At 33.3% G+C, this 26,342-nt stretch carries 17 protein-coding genes and 2 pseudogenes; 4 read left to right on the forward strand and 15 right to left on the reverse strand.

From position 1 onward, the window contains the following. Nucleotides 1-62: 62 nt before the first annotated feature. From ACFVRR_RS16640 to ACFVRR_RS16650, 3 genes and pseudogenes are all read right to left on the reverse strand, one after another. Nucleotides 63-187 (reverse strand): annotated as a pseudogene (locus tag ACFVRR_RS16640) (excalibur calcium-binding domain-containing protein); the annotation flags it as partial. Between the two features lie 134 nt (nucleotides 188-321). After that, nucleotides 322-4,083, reverse strand: a complete 3,762-nt coding sequence (locus ACFVRR_RS16645; RefSeq protein WP_387330770.1) for a S8 family serine peptidase — start codon at nucleotides 4,081-4,083, stop codon at nucleotides 322-324. A gap of 485 nt (nucleotides 4,084-4,568) precedes the next feature. Then, a complete protein-coding gene (locus ACFVRR_RS16650) occupies nucleotides 4,569-4,805 on the reverse strand; it encodes a hypothetical protein (RefSeq protein WP_387330773.1) in 237 nt (78 codons plus the stop codon). Between the two features lie 993 nt (nucleotides 4,806-5,798). On the opposite strand from ACFVRR_RS16650, the gene ACFVRR_RS16655 reads away from it, so the two are divergent. Continuing rightward, a complete protein-coding gene (locus tag ACFVRR_RS16655; RefSeq protein ID WP_387330776.1) occupies nucleotides 5,799-6,173 on the forward strand; it encodes a hypothetical protein in 375 nt (124 codons plus the stop codon). 101 nt (nucleotides 6,174-6,274) lie between these two features. On the opposite strand, the gene ACFVRR_RS16660 is transcribed toward ACFVRR_RS16655, so the two are convergent. From ACFVRR_RS16660 to ACFVRR_RS16675, 4 genes are all read right to left on the reverse strand, one after another. Then, entirely contained in the window at nucleotides 6,275-7,018 is a 744-nt protein-coding gene (locus tag ACFVRR_RS16660) for an AlbA family DNA-binding domain-containing protein (protein ID WP_387330779.1), read from the reverse strand. 221 nt (nucleotides 7,019-7,239) lie between these two features. Further along, a complete protein-coding gene (locus tag ACFVRR_RS16665) occupies nucleotides 7,240-8,196 on the reverse strand; it encodes a nucleotidyltransferase family protein (RefSeq protein ID WP_097978083.1) in 957 nt (318 codons plus the stop codon). Between the two features lie 567 nt (nucleotides 8,197-8,763). Further along, nucleotides 8,764-9,195: an AbrB/MazE/SpoVT family DNA-binding domain-containing protein gene (locus tag ACFVRR_RS16670; protein ID WP_387330782.1), complete on the reverse strand. Its 432-nt coding sequence runs from the start codon at nucleotides 9,193-9,195 to the stop codon at nucleotides 8,764-8,766. 305 nt (nucleotides 9,196-9,500) lie between these two features. Next, entirely contained in the window at nucleotides 9,501-9,701 is a 201-nt protein-coding gene (locus ACFVRR_RS16675) for an alpha/beta-type small acid-soluble spore protein (protein WP_056474362.1), read from the reverse strand. Nucleotides 9,702-10,006: 305 nt separating this feature from the next. On the opposite strand from ACFVRR_RS16675, the gene ACFVRR_RS16680 reads away from it, so the two are divergent. Next, a complete protein-coding gene (locus tag ACFVRR_RS16680) occupies nucleotides 10,007-10,945 on the forward strand; it encodes a patatin-like phospholipase family protein (RefSeq protein ID WP_387330786.1) in 939 nt (312 codons plus the stop codon). An 83-nt stretch (nucleotides 10,946-11,028) separates the two neighbouring features. Here ACFVRR_RS16680 and ACFVRR_RS16685 read toward each other — a convergent pair whose 3' ends face one another. Together ACFVRR_RS16685 and ACFVRR_RS16690 are read right to left on the reverse strand one after the other, a co-directional pair. Then, nucleotides 11,029-12,345 carry a DUF4179 domain-containing protein gene (locus ACFVRR_RS16685; RefSeq protein WP_387330788.1) on the reverse strand — a complete coding sequence of 439 codons (1,317 nt, stop codon included), beginning with the start codon at nucleotides 12,343-12,345 and terminating at the stop codon, nucleotides 11,029-11,031. Then, nucleotides 12,338-12,859: a sigma-70 family RNA polymerase sigma factor gene (locus ACFVRR_RS16690; RefSeq protein WP_387330791.1), complete on the reverse strand. Its 522-nt coding sequence runs from the start codon at nucleotides 12,857-12,859 to the stop codon at nucleotides 12,338-12,340. Before ACFVRR_RS16690 ends, ACFVRR_RS16685 begins: the two co-directional genes overlap by 8 nt. 396 nt (nucleotides 12,860-13,255) lie before the next feature. On the opposite strand from ACFVRR_RS16690, the gene ACFVRR_RS16695 reads away from it, so the two are divergent. After that, nucleotides 13,256-13,465 carry a hypothetical protein gene (locus ACFVRR_RS16695; RefSeq protein ID WP_387330794.1) on the forward strand — a complete coding sequence of 70 codons (210 nt, stop codon included), beginning with the start codon at nucleotides 13,256-13,258 and terminating at the stop codon, nucleotides 13,463-13,465. A 466-nt stretch (nucleotides 13,466-13,931) separates the two neighbouring features. On the opposite strand, the pseudogene ftsZ reads toward ACFVRR_RS16695, so the two are convergent. Beyond that, a pseudogene (gene ftsZ / locus ACFVRR_RS16700) lies at nucleotides 13,932-14,996 on the reverse strand (cell division protein FtsZ); the annotation flags it as partial. A gap of 753 nt (nucleotides 14,997-15,749) precedes the next feature. Here ftsZ and ACFVRR_RS16705 point away from each other — a divergent pair. Continuing rightward, on the forward strand, nucleotides 15,750-16,187 hold the full coding sequence (locus ACFVRR_RS16705) for a hypothetical protein (RefSeq protein ID WP_387330797.1): 438 nt from the start codon (nucleotides 15,750-15,752) through the stop codon (nucleotides 16,185-16,187). A gap of 129 nt (nucleotides 16,188-16,316) precedes the next feature. On the opposite strand, the gene ACFVRR_RS16710 is transcribed toward ACFVRR_RS16705, so the two are convergent. From ACFVRR_RS16710 to ACFVRR_RS16730, 5 genes are all read right to left on the reverse strand, one after another. Continuing rightward, entirely contained in the window at nucleotides 16,317-17,297 is a 981-nt protein-coding gene (locus ACFVRR_RS16710) for a cation diffusion facilitator family transporter (RefSeq protein WP_387330799.1), read from the reverse strand. A 568-nt stretch (nucleotides 17,298-17,865) separates the two neighbouring features. Beyond that, nucleotides 17,866-18,507, reverse strand: a complete 642-nt coding sequence (locus tag ACFVRR_RS16715) for an FMN-binding negative transcriptional regulator (RefSeq protein WP_387330802.1) — start codon at nucleotides 18,505-18,507, stop codon at nucleotides 17,866-17,868. Nucleotides 18,508-18,716: 209 nt separating this feature from the next. Then, on the reverse strand, nucleotides 18,717-19,985 hold the full coding sequence (pbp4b, locus tag ACFVRR_RS16720; protein WP_387331055.1) for a penicillin binding protein PBP4B: 1,269 nt from the start codon (nucleotides 19,983-19,985) through the stop codon (nucleotides 18,717-18,719). A gap of 1,211 nt (nucleotides 19,986-21,196) precedes the next feature. After that, entirely contained in the window at nucleotides 21,197-22,294 is a 1,098-nt protein-coding gene (locus ACFVRR_RS16725) for a HupE/UreJ family protein (protein WP_387330805.1), read from the reverse strand. Between the two features lie 359 nt (nucleotides 22,295-22,653). Then, nucleotides 22,654-25,692, reverse strand: a complete 3,039-nt coding sequence (locus ACFVRR_RS16730; RefSeq protein ID WP_387330808.1) for a LamG-like jellyroll fold domain-containing protein — start codon at nucleotides 25,690-25,692, stop codon at nucleotides 22,654-22,656. Nucleotides 25,693-26,342: the final 650 nt, after the last annotated feature.

Here is a 26,342-nt window from a genome sequence, read left to right on the forward strand (position 1 = left end):
GAGGTGCCTTCTAAGTGGAAGGTGCCTTTTTTGATGTTGAGAATTGATAATTTTCATTTAATTTATCGCTCACAAGCGTAATGATCATGATCTCTACCATTTTTGCTTGATATACTGGATGACTCTTTGGAACACCTGATGGATACTTTTTACGTAACTTTGTGCAGTTTGCAAAGAATTCAGTTCCATACTTGCAGCATACTTAACTGTAGTACTTCCACGATCACTGATAAATAAAAGCTTCCTTTTTATCTAAAGGGCACTAATATTGGCCCATTAAAAGGCACCTCCCAAAAGGAAGGTGCCCCTCTCAATCTTTATTTACTTCAATCCAAAAGCCTTAATAATATCTTGATTAATACTATTACCTGCATCATCCCAAGCACTTGCTCTTAATGATACAGAAGATGCATTCTTACGGTTTTCGATTCTTGCTTTCCAGCTATCTTTTTCACGATTTAAATCAACTAGTTCCCAAGTCTTACCTTCATCATATGAAACTTCTAATGTTGCACCTTTCATTTTACCGTTTCCTGGTGCACCATCTACTTGGATCGCTTTCATTTCTAAATCGATCCAACGGCCTGATTTTGCATTACCGTTCATGTCAGTTTCTACATTGTAATCAAGCGAGATTAATGGAAGTTCTGTTTTATATTCTTCTTGTTCCTTAGACCAGAACGTCCACTCTGTATGTGTTTTTACAGAATTATCAAAGCGTGCTGGATCACGCCAAGCATCACTAACTACTTTATATTGAGTATTCGCAGTTGGGTATTCGTTAAATGAGTAGATTGCTTGTCCTTTCGCTTCTTTTACTAGTTTTGATCCTTGGTATAGTTTTAATGTTTGTGAACCTGGATAATTAGACTCTGAACCTGTACTTCCTACTCCAGAATCAGCCCAAGCAGGAATGTTGATGACTAAGTTGTTTCCTGTACGATAAGGCTTCCAGAAGCCATCACCTAAACGAGGACGAGCAACTGGTGAGAACCACTCTTCATCTAATGTTTGTCCTGGTTTGTATGTTGCTAATGGTTGTCGTACTTCCCAAGCAGCATCTAACACACTAGCTTGATGATACCAAGAAGTTCCTTTTTGTGCAGAAACCCATTCAGTTCGAACTGATGGTAGATTTAATTTCATTTGGTAACCTACTCCATTTGGTCGGTAAGATGGAATATCCCAACGGAATTCACCACCTGCTGTAGCTTCATCTGATTTGTACTCAGCATTAATTTTTACAAGGTCGTTCGCTTTAGGTGAATAAGTTATGTCATTTGGAATTGCATTATCATGGTTGTCAACAAGATCATAAACGTATTTCGTATTAGGAGTACCTTTTACGTCTAGTGTTACTTTTTTGGACTTCGCAGCATCAATCAGTTTTTTACCTTCAGTTTGACTGATTGCTACAACCGAAATTGGAGAATCTGAAAGTGACCAATCTTCATTTTCAACTCCAACATATTCACTAATTTCTTCTGGTCCATCGTTTACAGTAATAACTAGTTTTGCACCTGCTGCATATGCTGCTGCAGAGCGCTCCATACCAGTTACTTCATCACTTCGATCAACGATAACAGCCTTACCTTTAACATTTAATCCCTTATAATCGGCTGGAGCCCCTTTACCTACATAAACAGCGTCTAAGTTGTATTTTCCATCTAGTAATGTACTTCCAGCTTGTGGAATATCATCTAATTCATTGCCTTTGAAATTGATTGTCATGTATGGTTCAATCAATCTCCAGCGCGTGTTAAATGTAAATTTCCCATTTTTAACTTTCTTAGTTGGCTCAGCATACATCTTATCTACTGTAACCGGCATCACATAGATGTCACTAACATTGCTGCCATCAATTTCACGGTAATATTCCATTTTTCTAAAACTTGCTTCTGTTTTATTTGGTACGTTTGCTGTAATTTCATTCGCTTTACGTGCATCCAATGTAACAGTTTGAGGACCATCTAAATTAATTTCAGGATTCCCTACAAGTGCAACGCCAGCGTGGTCAGTGTCAGTATCAACATCCATCATTGACATTGCAGAATAAGTTCCTGGTTTTAAACGTAATTCTGTCGTACCGTTAACTGCAATAAAATCCGGAACACCATCTGGGCCAAGTAGATTAATATACGCCAAAGCTGGGTTACCGTCGCGTCCAATTGCATTTAACGTTAATGGATATCTTTCCTCTTCTTTAATCATAGCCAATGCAGTATGCACAACTGTTTTACCATCAACATTTGCTGAAATCTGACCTTGATAACGTTGTCCATTAGCACCTACGTTTGGATCAAGTGTAACAGTAACTTTTGCACTACCTTTTGCCGGTACAGTTACCTTGTTCGTTGAAAGTTTAAATAAACCAGCAGGTGCATCTGCATCGCTATTATCAGTAATTTTTGCTGATAGATCTAACGTCACAGCCTTCTCACTGTCGTTAGTGTACGTAATTGTTTTCTCTTTCAATCCATCATTTTCATGAGGCCAAGCATAGAAACCAAAATCAAGTGAACCTGTTGCACGCAAATCACCAAGAGTCGCTGCTGCAACATCAAGACGTCCAGTTCCACCTTCTAACGGCTTAATATCATCTAATTTTTTAGTTGTACTCATTAATGCATCTTTCAGCTGTGCGCCAGTCCAATCAGGATGGCGTTGTGAAAGAATTGCAGCCGCTCCTGCCACATGTGGCGTAGCCATCGATGTACCACTCATCGAAAGATAAGATCCGCTTCCTTGAGTTGAATATTGGGATCGCGCAGCAGTAATATTTACACCTGGTGCTGTCAGATCAGGCTTTAATCCTTCACTACCAAAACGAGGACCTTTAGATGAGAAATAAGCAAGATTATCTGATTTATCAACTGCCCCAACGGTAAGTGCCGCATCTGCTGCTCCAGGAGAACCGATTCCTTCACGACCTGTATTACCAGCCGCTATAACGAATAGAGAGCCTGTCTCAGCACTTAAATTATTAACTGCTTGTGCCATCGGATCCGTGCCATCACTTGACTCATCGCTTCCTAAACTCATGCTGACAATTTTGGCATTATGTGCAGCCCACTCCATACCATCAATAATCCATGAATCAAGTCCAAAGCCTTCATTGCTTAACACTTTTCCAACAATTAGGCTTGCTCCTGGTGCTACACCTTTATATTTTCCACCTGATGCTGCCCCCGTTCCAAGTACAGTAGAGGCAACATGAGTACCATGTGCATGGAAATCACGTACATCTTGGTCTGGAACAAAGCTTTTTGTTTCTTTTATTTGACCAGCTACATCTGGATGCTGTGCATCGATCCCTGTGTCAAGAACCGCTACTTTCACACCACTTCCGTTGTAACCAGCATTCCAAGCAGTAGGTGCCCCAATTTGTGGAATACTTTGCTCAAGCGTTGCCTTAACACGTCCATCTAACCAAATTTTTTCAATTCCAGGTGTAACGAATGACTTTGTAGATTTTGTAGAATCCGCAGATTTTATATTTTTCTTAACATCTTGCCAAAATTCTTTTGAATCCTTCTTCTCTGCAGAAAGCGCTGCTCCATTAATACTTTCTAGTTCATGTGTTTTCGTTGAAGCTTTTAATGCTGGCTTCAAGCTTGAGCGAGTTTTTGACTCTGAATATTGTACGATAACAGGTAATGTCTTTTGAGACGCATCATCGTATCCATCCGCTATTAGTGCAGTAATATTGAATAGATTTCGATCTAATGCACCAGAAGCTAAGTAAGGCATCGCTTGTTTCGGAATAACATATGTATCCTTATTAACCGTCATGATATGTGAACCACCATCTGCTTTATCCGCTGGTTCAACACTGATTACACTTTGTCCATCTGCAAACTCTGTTACAGTAACTACATCACCTGTAATAAGAGTAATCACATGCTTCCCTGTACTTGCTTTTGCGTTAATTCCTTGAAGATTCGTTTCTACAGCACTACTATTTGTTAAGTTTGAAACATTATTGCTTGTCCCAGCAGCTAACGCTTGAAAGGTTGGAACAGCAATAAGAGCTGTCGTCATCATCGCAGTAACATACTTATTTAACCTAGGCTTTCCTGTCATCTTACACTCCCCTATTCTGATAAAATAAAAAAAAGCGACTTCTCATATGAATCTATTAAAATCGATTTTAATCGTTCATATCCAAACCACTTCTTAAAAAGCACTCTACAATATCAAAATATAAAGAATATTCAATTATTGGTCAATTGGGTTATTCAGCCCTTGGTTTATCAGCGTTTCCTTAAAATACACTAATATTTCTAATCATTTTCGAATGATATTAACCCACTTATTTACACAAAGTAAATGACTAGTTATTTACTTTTCAAATTTACATCTAGTTAAATAAACCTATAAAAATTCTTATAAAATATGAAAAGTAAAAATATATACCTATTACTTTTTGGCTAAAAAACAGGGTTAATTGCTATTTTTAAAAGCACTTAACAATTTGTAATGTTAAGTGCCCTTCCTCTTTTTTTCTAAGGGTCTAACCTATTATGAGTATGTGAAAAACCCAGGTTATTCATAGAGTTTCTTACAGATTACTTGCTTTTAAAACTAAATCCTGTCGTTATCAAGCAAGTAAGAAATGCAACGATTGAAACCATTATCCCAAACATCAATCCTATTGAATTCATAAACAGATCTTCACCTGGATAAGAAGGTTCAAGATTTAAAAACCAATATAGAAACAAAATAGATAATAAAATATAAAAACTACTTCCTAAAATACTCATTTTAATTCGGTTTGCGTTCGTACCTTGCCATGCCTTATTCACGATTATCCACAAAAAGAAACTTCCAAAGATGGCCAATATCATTACCAACAAATGGAGAAATGGAATTAGTAGATACGTTAATAGATAAATTACCAGACAAGTAGTCAAAAACAACGTTGCATTCATAATAAACAAGAAAAATCCTGACATCAAATGATTTTGAAACCAACTAGTATTTTTCAATTTAAAAACAAGTTTATTATTTTCACATAGCATGAATGAGACTTTATCTCTTTTAAATAGAATGATGGAAACTACAATAAAAACGAACAATAAAAATAAAGTCAATGACACTTTACCTCCAAACTTAAGTCTTATTATAACTAATCATAAAATGAAATATATTCCAGTAGAGTAACAAATTATGAATTTTATATGAAAAAAGCTATAAACAAGCGGTTAAGCAGTTGTTTATAGCTTTTTTATACGATAAATAATTCTTTCACAAAATAATAACATTCATAAATCTTACTCTCTAATAATTCAACTATAATAAAAGATAATCCTAGTTGAGATGTTAACGACACTAGAAAGGGAAATAATTAAATGAAAAGCAAGGCATATTTTTCTGAGTTCCCTAGTGATGTCTATTACCTCATCCATATTAATTCAATTCGAACCAAATCAACCTGTAACAGTAGTATTCTCTACTTTTGAAAAAGTAATTTCTATCCCCCTATTCTTTACCTTAAGATCATTTCCATTCGCTTTAATTGTTTCACTGTTGTCATACATATTCAGTTCAATTATTAAAAATCTTATTAAAAAGAAAAGCATCCTACTAGATATTTACTTATCCAGTTTCATTTCATCAATTATTCTATTACTTTTACCCAAATTAATAATTAATCCCTACTTTTCACTTGTGCCTTTAATGGGTGCAGTTACAATTACTTTATTAGAAAATTTGAAGTTTATAATAAAGAAATAAAAATGTTCCACTTCGGTTTCTCATTTACTGAATCTTTTACAATTTGATAAGGAGAGATATTTATGAGGATGAAAATACTGGTTTTATTCGCTACAATACTTTTTATAGTTACACTTTCTGCTTGTAATAATAAAAATAAATTTGATAATCAAATAAATCAGGTTATAAAACTTGAAAAAGATTATATAAAAAATAAAATGAAGGAAAAAAATACTGAAAAAATTAAACGCTCTAGTATTGTTATTGCAGTCTATAAAAATGGTGATTATATCAATCTATCTTATGATCTAAATAATTCTTCTAATAAAATAGATTGCTTTTATATAAAAACGAAAGATTCAAAATATATTCGATACTTGAATACTGATAAAGAAATTGAAAAAGTAGAGAAGGACTTAAGACATGCTGATTATATAGAAAATACTTATTACAAGTAATTTTAAATATTAAATAAAAAATGGAATGTAAGATAAACCGATACTCCCAGTTTTATCTTCATTCCTATAATTTCTTCATTTTATTCTATCCTCACTACCATTCACTCAATATTACTAACCTCCAAAACAATCTCAATCTTCCGCTTCTTTTTCTCAATCATTCTGGCAATAAATTCACTAAAATCATCTTTTTGGCTTTTTTGGTTTTTATTTGTATCACCACTAATTGCAGCTATACGATAAAGAATCTTTAATTGTTCCATATGCTCATTTAGACTCATATTAGATAAGTCCTCATATTGTTCAATGAGCCTTTTTCTAAATATAATTTCTAAGTCATCGTTTGTGGCGGTTTCGTTTGAAGTATTTTTCCGAATATAAATTTTATCTGTAAATAATTTATCGGAGCCTCTTTTAGCAATAAACGGGATAAATCGATTTTGCTCGGGGATATAAATGATGAAGAAGGTTTTACCACTAAAATATCCGTACATTTCATTCTCATCGTAATCAATTTGTTGAAGATGATAAATTAGCATAGAAGGTAAATAACCATTTAATTTTCTTTGAAAATCGGTTGGATCCTTTAGCTCTTCTTTAAGGATTCCTACTGGGTGATTATCATCATTTACACCAAAAATAATTGATCCTCCTCCAGAATTCGCCATTGCAATTATTAATTTTGCAATTTGGTCCTCTCTAACGAATGTTTCTTTAAAATCCAATGCATTATTTTCTCCAAAAGATTGTTCAATCAGATTTTTAAGAGAAGCAATATCAAAATTCTTATCTGCATAATTAAAAGTATTTAGAAATTCCTGCTTATAAATCGGCCTTTTAACCATCATTCCACCTAGTTTCATATTTTTTAAAATCTAAACTAGATCTGTTATTACATTTAATGTTAAGAGAAAAGAAATGGCACCTAAATATTGTAGAAATTTTTCTGATAAAAAATATAAAGAAAACTCGTTCCCACCACGTCGATAATCCTTCCCTGCTGCAAATTTATACTTTCTTAATGTGCAAAAAGCCAAAGCATATTGCCTTGGCTAATAACAATTATTTAAAAATCGCTAGGAAATATTCTACGTTTAAAGTGATATTCAACTGAGCGATTATTAAACAGATTACTATAATTTACTTTAATCTTTTTAACTTCTAATTGTTTAATTTTCTCTTCTAATGACTTCTTATCCTCATTAGTTAGTTTTCCATCCTCTGACAAACTAGAAATTTCATTTAATAATTCCTGAATCTTTTCATCACGAAATTCTTTTTCTTCGTTTTGTTGATAAATAGTCATCTTAGTATGAAGAATTGAATTGACCAATTCGTCGGCCCCACCCGAAAGTCTATTTAAGATTAAAAGCTGTTCATTTAATATCTCATTATCTAAATCATAAGGATACCTTAGTTGATGATCTATTTCGCTCCAGCCTTCTTCAAAAATCGTTCTTACTTGAATTTCGGCTAAATAATTTACTTTTGTCATTTGCGACTTAATCACATAATGCCATGATCGATATCCGGCATCATGAACTAAAAACTGGAACTTTTCCTCTTCAATATGCTGTTCGCTTGTCATATCTCCTAAGCGATGGTAAATAGTCGCTTTTTCATGTAAATTCCAATTTTGTCTAATTGTTTTGTCTATATCTGCAGCCTGGTATTTATATAAATGTAATGCTCTTATTCCAATTAAATCTGTGATTTCAGATTTATAATTCGAAACATTGATTTCATATGATGAGTCTGCTTTTTTACCTTTTATCGTCTTTCGAATAATCTTTTCAATTAAATGGTCAGGATATTTAATTCTTGATTTCACAGTATGAATTTCAGGATTTTTACGGAGTATCTCCGAAATAAATGTAGCTACTGTTTCAAGATTCGGTATTTCTGATATGTATTCATTATAAATTTCAATATATTTTGACCAGTCTAAACAGTACTTTTCAAAATCCTGTTCATCGATTTTATATTTTTCAAAGAAATACTTTTGATTCTCTATTAGGCCCATACGTTATCTCCTTCTAACAATTCCATAACCATATCCTACCATATTTCTGGAAGAAACATACTTTTACAGAACAGAAATTGAGTACAAAAAAACATTCGTATTTTTTGTATTAAAGGCATATTTTTTTTGCCAGGATTAATGGCTGATCTATTTTTTTACCAATCTTATTATTAGAGAATCGAACAAATGACCTACTTTGAATATATGTTCGCAAAAATCTATCTATTTTCTAAAAAAACTACTTACATTAGAATAGATGTTCGTGTATAATAAAAACATCCAAACAAAACAGAACATACAATCTTAAAATTCGAGACAATTAAAGCCTAAGAGAACTTAAAAGTAGAACAAAAAAAGGAGATGTAAAAAATGGAAATTATCATTCTATGTAGTGTCTTATTATCTTGGTGTATTTTAGAGGGTTTTAACAAATTTGTAGTAAACCGTTGAAAGCACTGAAAAAGATTCTTTATATTACTTTAGAAAGGATAAACTCTCTTATTTTTTTAAACTAAATTCAAACAAAAAAGTGCTCTTCTCCTAAAGAAAAAGAGCACTTTAGATTTATTATTTAGCTATGTATTCCTGCAATTCCTTAATAAGAATTTCTGCGCCGTATTTACTTACTACAATCTTTCCACTTTCAAACGTGAAATTTTTTTCATCAATAACTCCTGTTACCATACAAGCATTACTCGAAACAAATTGTTTAAGGATAATCTTTTGTTCCTCAATAAATACTTCAAATGGTTCATATTTATTAAGATTTAACATTTTTCTTAATTCCTTTGGTAAAACAATTCTTCCTAAGTCATCTAGTCTTCTGACAATTCCACTTAAACCGGAATTTTCATCATATTTTGTAAGAATAATCATACCTTCTTCAAAATGAATTTCAAATGGAGCATTGTTCTCTAAATTCATTGTATTTCTTAGTTCTTTCGGTAGAACAATTCTTCCAAGATCGTCTAGTTTTCTAATAATTCCAGTTGATTTCATACTTGCAACTCCCCATTTATTTCTATCTCTTTATATACTCAATATAATTCTCTCTATTTTGTTACATTGAGTTTAGTTTAATAATACCAAATTATTTTAATTTTCTCTCTACTTAAATCGACTCATTTTTACTAATATTAATACAAATTAAAATAATTTGCTTGATATTTTATAATTAACTACCTTTTATTTAATCTTTTGTTTTGGTAAATTTATGTAAAGTTTCTTAAAAGATTCAAAAAGAGATGAGTTAATCATTCGGTAACGAATTACCTTTAATTAACTCATCTCTCATAATAAATCTTTTATCTTGAATAGCCACCGAGACTTTGTTCAGCCATTTGAACTAAACGTTTTGTAATCTCTCCACCTACAGAACCATTTGCACGAGACGTTGAATCTGGACCTAAATGTACTCCAAATTCTGTTGCAATTTCATACTTCATCTGATCGATTGCAGATTCAGCATTTGGTGAAACATATTGATTTGAAGATCTGTTTGCCATGATATGTAGCCCCTTTTAATAAAATTTTCTGATATAAACTATCAGATTGCTGTTAGTATTTCATAATGAATTTAAAATATTCATCAAATAAATATTTCTGCAACTTTTTGAATGTTTCATCTGAAATTTTTTATAGTAAATAAAGGATTCCATAAATTTAATTTATCTGCAAAGATTGTCAGAATATTTCCCAAAAAATAAATTAATTGATAAATATGATTGAACCAGTAGTTAATCACACTTAAACAGAACTCCCATATATTATATTGATATAATTCCATTTTCTGAAAGGTAGGTGTAACAAAATGAAAGTAGATGGTATCTTTGAAGGAGGAGGAGTTCGAGGAATCGGACATGTTGGTGCTATTTGTGCTTTAGAAGAAGATGGTTATGAATGGGCACGTTTGGCTGGCACTTCTGCTGGCGCTATTGTTGCTACTCTTCTAGCATGTGGCTATACAGGGAAAGAATTAAAGGAAATTATGGATCATCTAGATTATAAGAAATTTATTACAAAAACATGGTTGCACTTTATTCCTTTAATCGGACTAGGATTAAATATCTTATTTAAAAATGGGTTATATAAAAATGACTTTGAAGAAGAATGGTTAGAATCTTTATTATCCAAAAAAGGAATTCGCTATTTCGACGATTTAGAAGAAGGGAAATTAAAAATCATTATTTCAGATATTAGTAATGGTAAAATGGTCGTTTTACCTGATGATTTACCAAACTACGGCTTATCAGCAAAAGATATAACAATTTCTCAAGCAGTTAGAATGAGTGGTACAATCCCCTTTTTCTTTCAACCAATTAAACTAAAAACTCCTAATTATAATTATCCAATATTAATTGTCGATGGTGGAATTCTAAGTAATTTTCCAATTTGGATATTCGATGACCATCAAGAATGGCCGACTTTTGGTTTTCGCTTAATAGATGAAGAAATTATTGCGAAACCGCTGGATGGTCATAACCCAATCTCATTTTACAAATCAATATTTATTACGATGAGACAAGCACACGACATTCGTCATCTAACAACAGAAGTAAATGAACGAACTATAAAAATCCCAACTGGTGATATATCAAGCACAGATTTCAATTTAAATAAAAAAGAAAAAGAAGCACTTTTCACAAATGGATACCAAGCCGCAAAAAAATTTCTTAGAACTTGGGATTTTGAAAAGTTTAAACACAACTATCCACCTGAACCTTACTGTCATAAGGTGAATAGTCTGTAGTAACTTAAAAAACGCAATCTTTTCTTGATATTCATAGAAAAGATTACGTTTTTGTTTTTCCTATTTAGGACCGTTAGGTTAATTCATTTAACCCTTACTTTCGCATCTCCTTCGATATACGAAGGAAAAGATACAAGATCAATTTTTATCGGATTCATATACTTTTGTCGAGATGAAATCTTAAAACCTATTATTTGCTTATTATTAACATTGCCTTCCATATAGGATTCATTCATTTCAATTTCTTTTCCGTTTGCATCAGTGATTGATCCAATCATGTCGTAATTAAATTCCTTTTTTGTATTCAAAGTAAAAAATATAGTATCTCCCTCTTTTTTTAGGTCAGATAAATAATTACCTCTTGGCTGTTTCAGAATTTTTTGTTTCTCAGTATCAATTACAAGGTACTCATCTTCCTTATCAATTGCCTGAAGTTTATTTATGACAAAATATAATTCTTTTGGATCTTTAAAGTAATTACTCTGTAAATAGATAATTCGTTCATTATCGCTAAGTATATTGGCAGTAGTTCCATTTGTTATTTTAGACCATACTTCGCCATTTTGATCAAGAAGTTCAAAATCAGTAAAATCTAGTATTTTCTTAGTATTATTTGGATCCATTTTTACTTGTACAGCTACACGGAGAGGATAAACTGTAACTTTTTTAATTGTTATTTTTTGCCCATCAATCATTACTGTTTTATTTAGTTCGTATATTTGTTTTGTTTTTTCTAGCTTTTTTAAAGAGAATGGAATAGAAAATTGCTCTGAAACCTCCTTACTCTTTATCTTTAAATCTAAGTTAAAATCTTTTTGCTCGTTTGTTTCCTGAAATAAATATTCAATCTTACTAGTATAAGTATTTAACTCATCTTCTACTGGAAGATCAAATGATGAAGTATGTTCTGGCAATTCTTCACCATTACTTGGTTTGAGACTCACTTCTTTTAAAGTAAAATTATGCTGTGTCTCTTTTGCATCAATCGTGTAAAAAATCAATATTCCTTGCTCATCAGCAATTACTGAATCAATCGTTACCTTAATTCCGCTTTTCTCTTGTGAAATATTAATTTCTTGAGCATATTTATTTTCTACAGCTGATATTAGTCCCTTATCATCACGAATAAGCTTAACGATTTTCTCCATACCTGGAATATTTGTTAAATAATCAGCAAAGGTTGGTGATACACGTATACTTGCTAGAATTCCAAAAAGAAAAACGGCAGCTGCAACTATTGACCAAATTCTAAATTTCCGTTTCGGTTTTTTGATCATCTTAACTTCTTTTGCATTTTGAAAACCAATTTGAATAGCCTCATCAATATCATCAAGAGGTATATCGACGTTTTCGTATTTTTCTTTCAAATTTTTTAATTCTCTTTCTTCTTTTTCAAACATTGCCATTTTCTCCTTTCTCTTCAAGAATTCCTCTTAATGATCTCAATGCTTTATTCAACCAAGTCTTTACTGTACCTTCTGGACGATTCCACATAATTGCAATATCTTTGATTTTGACATCGTGAAAATATTTTAAATGTAATAGCTGTCGCTGTGTATCATCAAGCTGTGACATTGCTTCTTCTATTTCAATATAGTTATAGTCTTCGTTCGTACCTAGCTGTGAAATATATTCATCGTCGAAGGTTACTCTATTATTCTTCTTTATAGAATCCTGACAGTAATTAATCATAATCCGAATAAGCCATGTTTTTACATAACTTGGTTCTCTCAATGTTTGTATGTTTTGATAAGCTCTAAACGTTACTTCTTGAATTGCTTCAATTGCCTCATCTTTATTCTTTAAGTAGGCTAATGCAGTTTTATATAATGATATTTTATGCTCATGCATAATTGACAAAAATGCTTGCTCATCTCCTTTGATAGCCCTTTTCACTAGACTATGATCCCGCAATCTCAATCCCTCCATCTCGATGTTCTATACATTAGACTCCTGAGAGCTAAAAAAGTTTTAATAATTTTAATTTTTTTGAATCAATTTCATAATGCATTTTTTATTAAGCTTCCATCTACAGAATTTGATTGCTAATTTTTAAAAAATCAAAAAACCCATACAAATAATAGTTTTGTAGATTTTTCATAAATTCCAAAAGGTGTAATGAGCTATAAAAAAAATATGTAACAATAATGACAATAAATATTGGTTAATTTTACCTTTATAAATGTTAACATAATTTCGTAAACGTTCATTAAAAAATTAGAGACAGTTTTGAAAAAGATTAATTCAATTTTAACTTCTAAGGTATATTTTTAACTGAGCAAAAACCAATTTGAAACAGGAGATAATATTATGAAATTAGCAAGAAATATATTAATTATATTTTCCTACATAATGTTTACGGTATTGATTATAGTTGGACCGGAGTTTCGTAAGTATAAATTATATGTACTTTTGTTACAGATACTATTTTTTTGTACAGGTCCATTATTATTAATAATTATAGATTGGAAGAAAAAAAGAAATAAAGATAAGCCTGAAATCAACGGTAAATCGGAATGAAATGGAAATTTACGTTAGTAGATTCATGGAGTTGAATTAGAATTTAAATAGTCGCAGCTTATATAAAAGACATACAATTTTTAAAAGAATCAAAAAAAAGACATGAGCATCAACACTCATGTCCTTCACTACATCTATAAATCTATCTATTTCTGTTTTTTCGATTACGTAAGAAAGCCGGAATATATGAAGTAGAATCTTCCTTCTCATTAAATCGGCCATATTCTTGTTGCTCATTATGGCGGCCGTAATCTTTTTGTTCTGTGTATCGATTTTGATCTTGTCGTTCTGAGTAACGGTTATATTCCTGCTGTTCATTATATCGATCGTAATCATTTTGTTCATTATAACGCCCATAATCTTGTTGCTCATTATAGCGATTATAATCTTTTGGTTCATTGTAACGTCCATAATTTTGCTGTTCTGTGTATCGACCAGTGTCTTGTTGATCATTATAGCGACCAAAATCTTGCTGTTGGTCTACTCGATATCTTTGATCTTGTTGGAAGCGTTGCTCTCTATTGTATAAGCTAGGTGCTTCTTCTATTGGTCTAGAAGGAGTTCTTACCATTTTCTCTTCTTTATCCGCAAATCCTGTAGCAATAACTGTTACAATAATTTCATCTTTTAAGTTTTCGTCGATTACCGAACCGAAAATCATATTTAATTCTTCATGAGATGCAGAAGCAACGATATCAGCGGCTTCTTGTACTTCAAATAGACTTAAGTTACGTCCACCTGTAATATTCATAATTACACCATGAGCTCCATTAATAGAAGTTTCTAGTAACGGAGAATTTAATGCCTTCTGAGCAGCGATTGTAGCGCGATCTTTACCTTTTGCAATACCGATCCCCATAAGGGCTGTCCCTTTATGAGACATGACCGTTTTAACATCAGCAAAGTCAAGATTGATTAATCCTGGTACTGCAATTAAGTCGGAAATCCCTTGAACACCTTGTCTTAGTACATTATCCGCTTCACGGAATGCTTCGAGCATCGGTGTTTTTTTGTCAACTAGCTCTAATAATCGATCGTTTGGAATGATTATTAATGTATCAACAGCTTCCCTAAGTTCTTTAATTCCACCTTCAGCGTTTGTTGCACGTTTTTTCCCTTCAAATTTGAAAGGACGAGTTACTACTCCAATTGTTAAAGCACCAAGCTTTCGAGCAATTTTCGCAACTTCAGGTGCTGCACCAGTACCTGTTCCGCCACCCATTCCAGCTGTAACGAAAACCATGTCTGCTCCTTGTAGTACTTCCTCAATTTGCGACTTACTTTCTTCAACAGCTCTTTTTCCAATTTCAGGATTCGCTCCTGCTCCTAAACCACGTGTCAACGTTGCACCAATTTGCATAGTAATTTCAGCTTTTGATTGTTTTAGTGCTTGGGCATCCGTATTAAAAGCAATGAACTCAACGCCTTCTACTCCGTCTTCAATCATTCGGTTAACGGCGTTATTTCCGCCACCACCAACACCAATAACTTTTATTCTTGCAAACTGTTCTATATTTTCAAATTCAAACATGATCATTCCTCCTCGTCATACCGATTACATAATTTCACGTTTTTCTAAGAACCATTCATTTCATTCTAAGATTTATCTTTTTATGTACGTTTTAGTAGATTAGAATTATCCAATTCACTTTAAGACATAGAATTGTCCTAATTCCCCTAACACTACTATACAAGAAAACTACCTATTATCTTTTTGATAATTTTTCCTTAATATACCTTTAACTAAAACATGTATTTTAACATCTTAATGTAATATCTCTATCAACTTCGTAACAAACTTTCATCAAAAAGTTTGTACAATTAATATAATTCTTTCCTTTTTGGTTGAATCCTTTAAGAATCTTTATCAGATCCAAAGAAATCAAAACCTAATATATGATAATTTGTGATACTGTTTACAAATTATCCAATAAATTATAATCCCTACAAATTTCCTATTGGTAAAATATTCATATATTAGGATTTTCTTAATAAATAAATAAATATGAATCGGAGAAATCATGAAAATATTATTTAAAAGTTTATTTGTTATAATCTGTCTCTTAATTAGCTTATTCATCTTTAATTCTCAAAATTATTCATTAATAAAGAAGATATATCTACTAGAGTAATAAAAGAAGATATTAAAAGAATTGATAGTGATACAGATGCAGATAAATCTACTTTCTCTTCTAATCTGACACAATATCAATCAAATTCAAAAAAAGAAATTGCTAAAGCAACTATTTGCCTTTTTGGAAACTTTGATCGTCTTGAAGACTTAATGAAAGCCTCTGAGCTAGTCGCTAAAGGGACTGTTATTGCAACTGAACCATATGTTCCAATTAATGAGGGCAGTCATCGTAGACCATATACAAAATTAACATTTAAAATAAGTAAAGTTATTTCAGGTGAAAAGCGGTTGAATGGAAAAACTATCTCAATTTTAGAAATGGGAGATGAAAATTTAAAATTTGAAGGAATATTTAATTCTAAAGTAGGACAAAGTAATATTGCTTTTTTAATAGATGTAAATGAGTCTACAAATTTAGAAACCAAGTTATATGAAATATATGGGGCATATAAAGGCAAATTTATTCTAGACAATAACTCTAGTAAATATTTTCGCGGTACCCCTCAAAATATAACTAAAGAAATAGATGAAACAGAATTGAGAATAAATAATGCTGTTACAGAATTAAATAAGCAACTTGAAATCTAATTTTATAATGTTTCAAATTATAAAGAGGTATTTGAAACAACCAAGTCCTTTCACTAATACAGAAGGTAAATAAAACTCTCCATCACTAAAAAGAAACGACAAAACTAATATTTGTCGTTTCAATCTTTACTATTTTTTGATTATTTCTGTTTTATTTTCTTCAGTCCAATTTTGAATCCCGTCATCTTCGTCCAATTCAATAATAACGTCTGTTACACCTTTTTCTTTCATAATTTTTTCTTCTAATCGGTCTTTTATGTCATCAGCTTGAGCTACTGTTAAATTAGGGTCTAGTTCAATTTCTAATTCGACATGTAAATCTTCCCCCTCTTTGACAACCGTAAGAGCTTGAATATCTTTGACATCTGGATCTTCCATTACGATTTCACCAATTTTGTCTTCCATTTCTTCATCTGATTCACCAATTACACCTGCAGCATTATCAAGAAATACTTTTCCAACAACAAGGAACATCAAAATACCGATGATGACAGAAACAACACCTTCCGCTTGATGAAATGGTGAAAAATAAGCAATGATTACAGCAATCATCGCTAATAATCCACCTAGTGTTGCGACTGTATCTTCTAAGAAAACTAATTTTGTAGCTGGTTTTGCTTTTCCTAAATTAGAAATTGCCTCAGTAACCACTCCAAAACCACTTGTTGTTATTCCTAATTCATGACTAATTTCTTTCATTGCTTTGTAAAGTACAAAGGCTTCAAGCACAACCGAAGCACCTAAAATAGTTAGGGTAATAGCCAGACCTGAAGAGTGGGTTGGATGTACAATATGCTGAATTCCTTCGACAATCGTTTCAAATGCCATAATTCCTACAATTAATACTGCTCCAAGTAAAACTAAATTAACAAGTCGACCAAATCCATTTGGAAACCGATCTGTTGGTGCCTTTTTACTTAAAGCTGAACCGCTAAATACAAAAAGTTGGTTTGCAGTATCGGCAGCACTATGCATCATCTCAGCAAAGAGTGCAACACTTCCTGTCATACTAAACCCTATTCCTTTTATTATTGCAATTACAGCGTTAACAATCGCTGCTAATAATGCAGATTTATTACCCTTTTTTAAAAGCTGTAAAAATTCTTTCATTCTATACTCCTCTTCACTAGTATTTTTATATTATGTATTTTTATATTTTTTATTAGCTAACCAGGGAAAGTTCATAAAATTCGAAGTAACAACAGTTCATTTTTTACTCATTTGGAAAGATATGTAATTTAATTTTAACATAGGTTCTGATTATTCTTTTGTCTCTTCTACAAAAATATTTTTAATCAGCTAAAATAATTTTGTAACTTGAACAAAAACTTTTTCCCCTTAACAAAACGAAGATGCCACTAAAGACGAAAAAATAAATAGAAATCAAATAGATATATCGCGAACATCAACATGGTTACTCCTATTAAGAAGTATAGTATCTTCTTTAATAAAAGCTATTTTTATTGAAAATTGAGACCCATAAACAAAATAATGCTAATAATAAGATTGGTACCGCTAGTAACACAACCAACAACTATCTTCACATCCTTTTACTAAGATTCCTATGTCATACTTAATTCTTTATGAAGCAAAAAAAGCTATCTAAAAAGACAGCTTTTCATAATTTATATGCGGATAATGAAATGTACTAGTTCAATTTCATTTTTTTTTACAAACTTTACTTCTTACTTTCCTTAAAAGATAAATGCTCTAATCTCTTTCCCATCAGTTCAGCCATTTGTTTTGAATGAGGATCTTCTTCTTTTTGTAAATTATCAATGATATGATGATAATCCTTTTCGCTTCGATTCTGGCTTAATTTATATGAGGCCTGAATTTCTTCCACTTTAATCTTAAATCCAACTATACCTTTTAGTTCACTTTCTAAAAGTTGTGGAGAAAGTTTATCCCACAGTACTGGGTTTTCACGATTTTTTTCATATTTTTCTAGCATGATTGTTAATTCTTCTACTAATTCATCTCTCTCTAAAATGCTTGCTTTTCCGTAAACATGCACGGCTTGATAATTCCAAGTTGGAACTTCCTCAACTTCATACCAAGAAGATGAAATATAAGCGTGAGGTCCTTGAAACATAACAAGCACTTCTTCACTATTCTCAAATGTTCTCCATTGTGGATTTCCATATGCAAAATGCCCAGTAATATAATAATCTTCACCTTTTTTAGTTAGACTTAAAGGTAAATGTGTAGCAATTGGTCTACTCTGTTTTGTTGTGATAATCGTGCCAAACGAGTTTTTTTGAACGAAACCCCAAATTTCATCAGGATTTGTGACTATATAATATTTTGGAATATACATTCTTGTTATTACCTCCTTAATCATTTTTGTTGCAAATGCAATAAAAAATACCATACTTTAAATCTACCTTAATATTGTTGCATTTACAATAAAATTTATATTAGGACTTACGAGGAAGCTTACTATTAACCAATGTATTTCACTTAGCAATAAAAAAGAGAAAAATCATTCAATCTAGAAGATTTTTCTCTTTCCTAATTCAAGAACAATTACTTAATTAATGCTTCATACACAGCAGTTGCTACAGCTTTATATTGTCCCGTAGCAAAGTCATCACCTTTAAATTTGTTCGGATTTATTAATGGATCAATTACAGGTGAATGTTTTTTATTGGTCAACAAGACAATCCCTAAATTATTATCTGGATCTATAATGGTCAGAGTGCCTACCCAACCGGTATGTCCAATCGCATTTGGGCTTGCATACAATCCAAACGTAGAGGACATACTTGGAGAGCCATTTCTTCTCCAGCCTAAGCCATATGTTGGATTTAATTCGGAAGGTGCTGAAAACTGATCAATCGTTTTATGATCAAATAGTTTTACTTTGCCATATCCACCTCCGTTTAACATTACCTGCAAAAGAACGGCTAAATCGCTTGTTGTCGAGAAAAGCCCCGCATGACCTGATACGCCACCCATAGAGTAGTACGCCTTCTCATCGTGCACTTCTCCCTGTATTGTGTATGTACGAATGTTTGGGAAAGAAATGATACCGTCACGTGAATTCCCCATTAACTCGGTTGCCGCAAAATCTTTCATTTTGAATCCTTTTTGCAAGGGGTTGAACATTGTGTGTTTTAGACCTAACGGCTTATAAATCGTATTTTCTACATAGTCGTCTAGTCGTTTTCCAGTTACCTTCTCAATAATAAAACCAAGGATCATATAGTCCACGTCACTATAAATGTTTTTCGTACCAGGTACGTATTCTAATGGTGTTTCAGCGATTTTTTCAAATGTTTTATTACGGTCTTGTGTATACAAGGAACCTGCTACAGTAGGATTGTGGTATTGCGGATCAGCTGGAAAACCAGCAGTGTGGTGTAATATATCGATTAAGCGCAGGGTATCCTTCCCTTTAATCATATCAGTTGATTTGTCTTTAAAATTTGGAAAGTATGATTGTACAGTTGAATTCAAGTCTATTTTTCCGATACTAACAAGATGTTGCAAAGCGAAGTTAACTGCATACATTTTAGTATTTGATGCCAAATCAAACATTGTATTAGTCTTCATTTTCTGAGGATGTTTCAGTGGTGATAGCCCATCATATTTTTTCGAGTACCCATAAGCAGTGTTTTTTACAATTTTTCCATCTTTAATAATCATTAGAACTGCACCCGGAAAACCATTGTTTACATCCTGCTGGATCAATTCATCTACTTGTTTTAATTTATCAGATGAGAATCCAACCTCCTCAGGACGTTTTACTTTGCTCAACACAGGAAAGTTATCACTATGTTTGATTTGTTTCATTCCATTCACCTCTGCCTGGTTTGAGGTTACCTCTATATTTGTTTGAGCATAGCTGACAGAACCTGTTGTAGTAACCAAAGCAAGCGATAGCGTTGACGTTACAATACGACGAGTCATTCGAGCCAATTTAAATCTCCTCCCATTAAGATAAAATGTCCAAACTTTCATAGGCATAATCGTTATGATTTTTGAAAATTAAATTCAAAATTACATCACTCATAATTGAAAGAAAATTCCAATTACTTTTAGTATAAAGGCGAGATTCGCGAATTGTAAAGTCTGACTATTCTAACAAATCCTCTAAAGATTTGTAAAGACAATATAACTACTAGTCTCTCCACATTTAAATTTGCTTGTGAGGTACAACATCTCTAAAATTCCAACACTACTTGGCAATTACTCTACACGATCTCAATTATTAAGAATCTGAAAATATTAAAATGGTCGAAAACATAAATCGCTAATTTTTTTCTATGTAATGGGTACTAAAGAATATTAATATTTCAAATATACTTTCTTTTCTGAAGTTTCCTATGAATATCATCTTTGGCAAAATATTTTTTTTTCTAAGTATTTACTAGGTCGCTAAAAGTAATGACTTTTTAATACATATTGGAACATAAAAATTCCAGATCTTCAACAAAAAAAAGAAAGCAAGCCACTATCTCATAAACATTACGTTTATTTCTTTTATTTACAAATATATCAATAAAAAACAATAGGAATCCAAAACTACCCTTATTATAGAACAAGAAATAATAGACTCTTAAGCAGTCCAAGTTGTTCAATTTTTGCAACCATTAGTTAAAACGATTTTTGTATCTAATCTACCAAATACTTATAGAATATTTTATCGACATGTACCACTGGAAATTTCTCAGGTAAATCTGTACGTTTTATACTCGTAAATCCATTTTTTTCATAAAATCTATGAGCAGCTAAAAATTGTGGTTTTATCTCGGGATAGATTGCTATGATTGAATTTTCTCATTGTCAATTAACAAGAAAATAGACTACCGAAGTAGCCTACTCGATCTTTAACTTATTCATGTATAAGAAAGGACATTACATATTAGTCATATAAACTATAAAATTAGGTTTGATAAATTTTTTTTACCCTTTTTTTCATATTAAGCATTTCTAGTTTCTCGAATATGATCCAAAATAGCATGTTCAACAGTCTTATTGAAAAAATAGGAATCATCATGGACTTATTGTAGTCTTTGAAATAACCAATAAAATGCCACCGCAAAAATAAGGCAAGACGTTGAGACCATCATTTTACGATACCATGGGAAACGTATCATCAATAGCAAGAAAGGAAGTAATAGGCATAGGATCATGAGTTGTCCTGCTTCCACACCTAAATTAAACGTCAGGAGTGAGCCAAGTTGATTACTCTTTGGAAGTCCAGTTTCAGCCATGGCCCCGGCAAAGCCCATCCCATGAATTAGACCAAATAAGGCCGTCAATAGCCACCGCCATTTCGCCTTTTTAACAAATATGTTTTCCACTGCTACATAACAGATTGTCAGGGCAATCAAGGATTCGACCCAGTACGGGATGATGTGAATACGACCTGTCGCTACCAAGAACAGTGTAACGCTGTGGGCGATAGTAAAGGCAGTAACAATTTTCAACGCATCCTTGAATCTAGTTGCGATTAATACTAAAGATAACAAAAACAGTAGATGATCATAACCTGTCAAAATGTGTTCGATGCCAAGCTTAAAGTATTTCCACAAAACAGCACCAATCTTAGCCTTTGGAAGGTCCTTGGGAGGGTCTTTTGGAAGGCCCTTAAGTAGGTTGATCAGAATATCTTTATTAGTGCTATCAATCATATCCTGCTGAAAATAATCACCTGCATGGACCATAAGTACACTCGTATGAGTAGGCACATCGTCAAATATCAGATCGTAATGAAGGTTAAATTGTTTGATTTCTTCATCGGCGATAAACCTCAGTTGAAATTCCACACCTCTTACGACACCCTTTTGAGCCATGTTCATCGAAACTAATTCCAACTTTAAGGGCCGCTTCGAATCAGCATCTATGCGAAGACCTTTTTGTAAATAGGCTTCGATTTTTTGCGAGGCCAGTTCATCGTTCACCAGATTATCCAAGTCAGTACCGAAATGTGGAAACAAGTCTTTTTGATCAATAAAAAGATCATAGAGAATCTCGTTTCCTTCAATGTTTAAATCTGAGTAACTCATATCTATGGAATGCGCAAGTGAAGTTGTTGTAGTCCCAAAAAATAATAAGAACATGATGATGAACATGGACATTAATGAACGCATTTTCATAGTGGGACCTCTTTTCATGAAATGTTAGTGTTACAATCTGCAATACAGTTTATCCTGTTACGAACGTTCTTTTTGCAACCTGAACATATTCTCGACTTTTTTCGAGCTGTTCAAGAGTATTTTTACATTACATATGATATATGAGCCGTTATCCCTTTGCAGAGCGTGTAGCTTTAGTACACCTTTGGTACCATTAATCGTCTAAATCGATGAGGGGGAGAAAATTGATCTCCCCCAGTTTCATAACCGATCCATCCTAAATTTCGTTAATGTGATGACACCTGCGTGTGCACTTTTCTTTGCTGTTCCGTTGCACAATCCCAGAATGGCTGCGGGCACTGTTATGCTATTTAACGTCACTATTGAACGACTTGGAATGTCTTGCGATCCACTACCGTATAACCATCATTGAGCAAAAAGAGTACATCATAAGTACCAGGGGCCAGTCCATTGTTTAAACTAACTTTTCCAGATCCAGGTTTTAAATAACTCCATCGCAGAGATGCACCCGCACCTGGAGGAACAGCTCCTGTTCTGTAGATGCCGACCCAATCTTTCCCGTTTAACGCTGCCCCAGTATAGGATAGGGTAATAGCTTCCTCTTGGATGTACTGGGTTTTGTCTAGTGTTATTGGGCCTGTAGCTACTCCAACTGCTTGAACAGTTACGTTAATGCTTGTTGTCAATGGAACGCTGTTCGGGTTTTCAACTCCGGAAGGCAGAGTTACAGTCCCTGGCACCGAGAAGGTCTGCACCGTCTTGATTGCCGGATCGTAGCTAACTTCGCTTAATTTCCAAGTCACACTTGCGTCCACATTTCCTTTATCGGTTGCAAGAATTACTTCTATAGGCAATCCAAGAGCTTCCGCTGTCTTTGCCGTTCCGTTATTCGCAGATACCGATTCAGGCGCAGTTATGCTGTTTAAATTAACTCTTTGAGCCTCAATTTCAATGTCCTGCGACGAACGATTGTACATGGAATCGTCAGCAAATACCCTGAGTATATATGGAGTAGTCGGCGACAAATTTGTAAACTTATAATGCCTGTATTCATCGAACGGCTTGTCTAGTGGAAGTGAAAGGCTGTTAAACGATTTGTCCACTTTCCCCGTGAGCTTGTTGATAAGCTGAATATTATATTCCAAAACGCGCACATTGTCATTTGCTTGCTTTATTGTAAAAGCAAGTTCGTTGTTTTTGTAGGAATCGGCCGTAATACCCTCTTCAAACTCCGGTGCTATGAGTTCTCTTATATCGCTCCTGCTATAGGTAAAGGCCTCTTTACCTTCACCAACGATTTTTACAGAAGGTATGCCTACATATTCATCTGTACTTAAGTTATACTGTTTAATGATAATTTTTGAACCGTACACCTCTAAAAAATTTACAATGCGAGGTGTGATTTTATAGTTGATATATGAGCCTTCTAGATATCCACCGTAAGGACCATCATCAATATAACTTGAATATGAACTCGCACCGCTGTCGAGGAACGTAGCCGAACCTTGATAGTGAGAACGTTCATCAGTCGGGTCGTATTGCGTATGACCTGACATATATACCACCTGCGACAAGTCATTGTCGGCAATATATTTACCAACATTATTACTTGCTGCGCTGCTCCATCTCCCTGACCACACTGTTCCACTTATAGGGTAGTGAGAAGATACAAATATGGGTTTGGTTGGATCGTAATCCGCTTCTGTTTTAATTTGGTTGAGTAAATCTTTGGTTTTTCCCACTGTATTGTCGTTGTTATAATTTCCGTCAAAACCTACAATATTATATCCTTTTACCTTTACCCTATAAGCACTATTAAAGAAATTGTTATCGTATGAATTCGTTGAGGCGTTCCACGCTCCCGCCGAACCGACAGGTATAAATTTTTCGGCGCCGCCCATATCATGGTTGCCTCGTACCATATAAAGCTTCGTATTGTCAAACAGACCCTCACCTTTAAGTTTATTGTAAATGTCTGTCAGATTTTTCATCCACACGTATTCATTGGCGTTGTTACCACCGGTAACGTCGCCAGGAATAAAGAGTACGTCGGCTTGTGGGAATAGTCTCAGTTCTGTTCTGTAATCTTTTTCAATGCGCGCGATTGTTGCGGAATTAGCACTTACTTCCGGATCGCTGTCCACAATCATATTTAAACCGGCGGGAGTTAATGTTTTATTGCTTTTTTGATAGATGAATATGGCGTTGTTTAGTTCACGTTCGTAATAATTGATGGTTTCCTGTGTATAAAATTTTACTTTTTGCGTTGTTGCAACCTTAGTTGCCGTATTAAAAACTTTCTTCAAATAATCAAAATCGGTTTGGCTGAAGCCGTTACCGAGACCGTCTGCTAATATTATATTTGCTTCTGTTATTTTGTCGTTAAGTGCTTTTAAATCTACTTTATTTACAGCGTAACTATTATAATTAGCTTGAACCAACTCACTGCTAAATGTACCTTTCCAAACATTCAGATCAGCTATATCGAATGAATTACCTCCATTTTTGCCCGATCCGTCGCTACCTATATTTAATGGGTTCGATGTATCTAAAGTTCCAACCCCCAGCGATGTTTCAGTCATTTTGTACCCATCAATATATAACGATCCGAGCATTTTATCTCTGTCTACAACAAATGTCACGTAACGCCAATGGGAAGCATTAAACGTGTCACGCCCAAATTTCACTGATGAGGTCGGGAATCCTAAATTCATATTGACCGAATTGGCTGATGTATAAATCGCCCAGCCTTCGTTAGTGCTCTTAGTAAAATCCTTGTTTGATAATATTACCTGATTATTGTTAATGTCACCCTTATACCAGAAGGATGTGGTAAAACTTTCATTACCAAAATTCAAGCTATGCTTCGTACCGACATAATTACCGTCTCCGCTTTCTAAGTGCAGAGCTTTGGTCCCGGGTAATACACCATCTACATAACTATAATTTCCTTTCCCTTCCAATTTCTCTTGATTTGTATCGTCCATTAAATTATTATCGAAATTCATTGATGCAATAAGAGGGTTAGCATTTAATACTGCATTTGTGGGCAATGAAGTTTTTCTGTCACCATTTGATGGTAAAGCAACAACAACGCGCAATTTTTTACCAATATCATTTAACGTTACGGTGTAGCTTTTGGATGTACCACCCGATTTTACATTAATATATTGATCGCTTATACGTGATTTCTGTACTTGCCATTGAAATGTTAGGTTTTTGCCCATTGAACCATGACCCATGATTACATTGGCGGTGATCGTTTGACCGTAAACCGGCTGCATATTGTCGATTTTAACGAGTTTGGTACCGGATTCGTTTGCAAGTGCATCTTTGGTGGTTGATAACATAACGAATATCATCGTTAATACAAGAGAAATGGATAAAATTCTTTTCATTACAGAAAACCTCCAGGAATTCTAATTTTCTACGATTACTGCGAATTGTTCTAAAGTAGAGACCAACTTTTCTAAGAAATTATTACTTATAGACTGAATATGAATATCACTTATAACAGGGAAAACTAAATCGTGTTTATTTCCATCCGAATGAACAGAGATCTATGGATACATATTAACGTTTGCCCGGTAAATCGAATTTTGTCCCTCCCTTGTTGGACAGTTTTTGAGCTAAATTCACAAGCATTGATCTTTACAACTCTTGCTACAAGGTTTCCACCCAATTTAACAGATCAACTCACTGAACATTTTCCGAGTATTAAGTGAATTCAATATAGCAAAGCAGATTACAACAATTAATAAACTTTGAAAAATAGTTAAATATCAATAGAATATTGTTCCTCCTTTTCCTAAATGAACTTAACTTCCTTACGACTTCTTCTCCTAGTGAAGTCAGCCACGCTTTAGAATTTCAATTTATTTTTTCAGTGAGATGGTGAAAAATATCACATGGACAATTATATAAGCACTATGTAAATTGAACATTAATTCTAAATTATCAATTATTAATACAACCATTTGTGTTAAGTAATCCGTAATGATAAAAACTATTAACATTAAATACTTTCCTCATAAAGTAAATCAAATAA

It is taken from the genome of Gottfriedia sp. NPDC057948, assembly GCF_042887255.1.
Lineage (GTDB): Bacteria > Bacillota > Bacilli > Bacillales > Bacillaceae_G > Gottfriedia.

What these genes read in the sequence shown, in the direction of transcription:
- ACFVRR_RS16660 (WP_387330779.1), bottom strand. Translation starts at nt 7,018, where the DNA reads ATGGTTAAAAGGCCGATTTATAAGCAGGAATTTCTAAATACTTTTAAT.
- ACFVRR_RS16725 (WP_387330805.1), bottom strand. Translation starts at nt 22,294, where the DNA reads ATGAAAATGCGTTCATTAATGTCCATGTTCATCATCATGTTCTTATTA.
- ACFVRR_RS16645 (WP_387330770.1), bottom strand. Translation starts at nt 4,083, where the DNA reads ATGACAGGAAAGCCTAGGTTAAATAAGTATGTTACTGCGATGATGACG.
- ACFVRR_RS16705 (WP_387330797.1), top strand. Translation starts at nt 15,750, where the DNA reads ATGAAAGCCTCTGAGCTAGTCGCTAAAGGGACTGTTATTGCAACTGAA.
- ACFVRR_RS16730 (WP_387330808.1), bottom strand. Translation starts at nt 25,692, where the DNA reads ATGAAAAGAATTTTATCCATTTCTCTTGTATTAACGATGATATTCGTT.
- ACFVRR_RS16685 (WP_387330788.1), bottom strand. Translation starts at nt 12,345, where the DNA reads ATGTTTGAAAAAGAAGAAAGAGAATTAAAAAATTTGAAAGAAAAATAC.
- ACFVRR_RS16710 (WP_387330799.1), bottom strand. Translation starts at nt 17,297, where the DNA reads ATGAAAGAATTTTTACAGCTTTTAAAAAAGGGTAATAAATCTGCATTA.
- ACFVRR_RS16680 (WP_387330786.1), top strand. Translation starts at nt 10,007, where the DNA reads ATGAAAGTAGATGGTATCTTTGAAGGAGGAGGAGTTCGAGGAATCGGA.
- ACFVRR_RS16675 (WP_056474362.1), bottom strand. Translation starts at nt 9,701, where the DNA reads ATGGCAAACAGATCTTCAAATCAATATGTTTCACCAAATGCTGAATCT.
- ACFVRR_RS16670 (WP_387330782.1), bottom strand. Translation starts at nt 9,195, where the DNA reads ATGAAATCAACTGGAATTATTAGAAAACTAGACGATCTTGGAAGAATT.
- pbp4b (WP_387331055.1), bottom strand. Translation starts at nt 19,985, where the DNA reads ATGAAACAAATCAAACATAGTGATAACTTTCCTGTGTTGAGCAAAGTA.
- ACFVRR_RS16655 (WP_387330776.1), top strand. Translation starts at nt 5,799, where the DNA reads ATGAGGATGAAAATACTGGTTTTATTCGCTACAATACTTTTTATAGTT.
- ACFVRR_RS16695 (WP_387330794.1), top strand. Translation starts at nt 13,256, where the DNA reads ATGAAATTAGCAAGAAATATATTAATTATATTTTCCTACATAATGTTT.
- ACFVRR_RS16665 (WP_097978083.1), bottom strand. Translation starts at nt 8,196, where the DNA reads ATGGGCCTAATAGAGAATCAAAAGTATTTCTTTGAAAAATATAAAATC.
- ACFVRR_RS16715 (WP_387330802.1), bottom strand. Translation starts at nt 18,507, where the DNA reads ATGTATATTCCAAAATATTATATAGTCACAAATCCTGATGAAATTTGG.